The sequence below is a fragment of the Nocardioides sp. CF8 genome (assembly GCF_000389985.1).
Lineage (GTDB): Bacteria > Actinomycetota > Actinomycetes > Propionibacteriales > Nocardioidaceae > Nocardioides > Nocardioides allogilvus.
In genome coordinates this window covers 3910262-3912679 of sequence record NZ_CM001852.1, presented here as the reverse complement: position 1 = coordinate 3912679, position 2418 = coordinate 3910262, and the positions used below count along the sequence as shown (strand labels likewise).

The 2418-nt window shown below is 66.7% G+C and carries 1 protein-coding gene and 1 pseudogene; one reads left to right on the top strand and one right to left on the bottom strand.

Features of this window, described 5'->3' with window-relative positions; all coding sequences use genetic code 11:
- A pseudogene (locus CF8_RS22680) lies at positions 1 to 688 on the top strand (hypothetical protein); the annotation flags it as partial.
- 384 nt (positions 689 to 1072) lie between these two features.
- Here CF8_RS22680 and CF8_RS19035 read toward each other — a convergent pair.
- A complete protein-coding gene (locus CF8_RS19035; protein WP_010834722.1) occupies positions 1073 to 2269 on the bottom strand; it encodes an IS30 family transposase in 1197 nt (398 codons plus the stop codon).
- Positions 2270 to 2418: the final 149 nt, after the last annotated feature.

Genomic DNA, 2418 nt, shown 5'->3' with positions numbered 1-2418 from the left:
CCGCCAGTCCTTCGCCGAGGTCACCCAAGACGACATCGTTGAGGCGCTGGAGCCACTCCCAGCCGCGGGACGCCACTTCGCCGAGAACGGCCTGAAGTCGCTGTTCAAGATCCTCAAGGGCCGCCGACTCGTCTTCACCAACCCGATGAAAGGACTCCCGGTGCGGCCGGTCGCCACCACGATCCCGCTTCCTTTGGACACCGCTGTCATCCGCGAAGGCCTGGACTCCCCGAACCCCGCGGTCGCGCTCGCCGTGGCACTGGTCGCCTTCCACGCGCTGAGCGGCAAACAGGTCCGCGAACTTCGGCTGACCGACATCGTCGACGGCCGCCTGCTCCTCGGCGAACGCGACATCCCGCTCGCCGCACCGGTGCGGACCCGCCTCGCGGCCTGGCTCGACTACCGCTCGAGGACCTGGCCCAACAGCATCAACCCGCACCTGCTCATCAACCGGCGCACAGCACCCCGTCTCGTTGCCGCAGGACACTCCTTCCCCTGGAAGAACACCGCGTTCCGGCCCCAGGCTCTGAGGGAGGACCGCATCCTCCATGAGATCCGCGCTACCGGCGGCGACGTACGTCGTCTCTGCGACCTCTTCGGACTCAGCGTCGAGGGCGCCACCCGCTACCTCAAGACCATTGAGCACCCCGACCTTGAGACCAAGGGCGGACCGGTCTCCCGCTTCTGAGCACGGTCCTCGGGAGCATCCGGCGCAAGCGATCAGCCGTCGCACATCCATCACGCCTCGGATAAGCAACCATGGCGCGCACGATTCGGACACTCTGGAGCTTCTGGCTTCAGTCATGGCCGAAGCGTTGCGGCTCAGCGTCCCCGCATCCGTCCCCCCGCCACTCGCAAGACGAGGGGGACGCGGCCCACCCCGGCCTGTTTGCCCAGGTCAGACGGCGTCCCCCCTAAAGGTCAAGAACGTTTCGCGCGGCACGTTGCTTGCGCACTTGCATCGAGACGTACCGGCGCTCGAGACGATGCACAGCGTGTCCGGATCGCGCGACGACCGCAGCGAGCTACCGGGGCGCGGCCCAGGACGCGTCACCGCAGGGGATCGGCGAATTCAGGCGGTCGTCGCAACGACGGGTGATTCGGGGTCCGATAGTAGGCGTTGCATGGCTTGGGCGGGGGTGATGCCGCCGAGGGTCTTGCGTGGTCGGTCGTTGAGTTCGGCTGCGACCTCGAGTAGCCGTTCGGGTGAGTGAACCAACAGGTCGGTGCCCTTGGGAAAGTACTGGCGGAGCAGGCCGTTGGTGTTTTCGTTCGAGCCGCGTTGCCAGGGGCTGTGGGGGTCGCAGAAGTAGATGTCCATCTTCGTGGCCAGGGTGATCTGGCGGTGCTGGGCCAGCTCGGTGCCCTGGTCCCAGGTCAGCGTCTTGGCAAGATGGTGGGGCAACGTCTTGATGGTGGCCAGCAATCCGTCGCGCACGGCGATCGCGCCGTGGCCCTGGGGCAAGTGGACCAGCATGGTGAACCGGGTCTGCCGTTCGACCAGGGTGGCGATCGCCGTACGGCAGTTCGAGCCCAAGATCAGGTCGCCTTCCCAGTGCCCGGGCACGGCCCGGTCGGTGACCTCAGCGGGGCGCTCGCTGATCATGATCATGTCGGGAATCTTGCCCGAGGGACCCTTGGCCGTGGAGCGTCTCGGGCGCCGCACCGCCCGTCCAGTGCGCAGGTGTTGGTGCAGGTCAGCGCGTAAATGACCGCGTCCTTGGACATAGAGCGCCTGGTAGATCGTCTCGGGGCTCACCTGCATCTCCGCCCGGTCTGGGAAGGTCCTGGCCAAGTGGTCGCTGACCTGCTCGGGGCTCCACTTCATACACAGCTTCGCCTGCACCAAGGATGCCAGTTCGGGGTCCTCGAACTTGCTGGCCTTGGGTCGACGGGCGCGTAGCTCGGCGCGCTTCTGCGCCGCATACGGTGCGTACTTGCCCACCGCCCGCGGACCCGGCCTGGGTCCGTTGCGGCGCAGCTCGCGGCTCACTGTCGCAGGCGAGCGTCCGATCTGAGCGGCGACGGCTCGCACACCGTGCCCGCCCACGCGTAGGTCGGCGATCTGCAGCCGCTCCTCCACACTGAGGTAGCGCCCCGAGGGCTCGGGCTTCTTGCGCGGGACCTGCCCGCCGGCAACTCGGCGCCAACGCCGTCCAGTTCGTCGATCCACGCCGACAGCATCACAGGCCGCCTGCAGGGTTGAGCCCGACGCAATGACCACCCAGAACCGGGCCTGCTTCTCGATCAGTTCCTTCGTCGACCACATGCACAACACCACACATCAATAGGGGTGTTGCAACGACCGACTGAACTCGCCATCCCCTATCGGAATCACGGCCGCGCGCTGGGCGACCACCGGTCAGGCGGCGACTGTTATATTTAGTGCATGAATGCGGTCAGTTTGGCGGAGGCGGT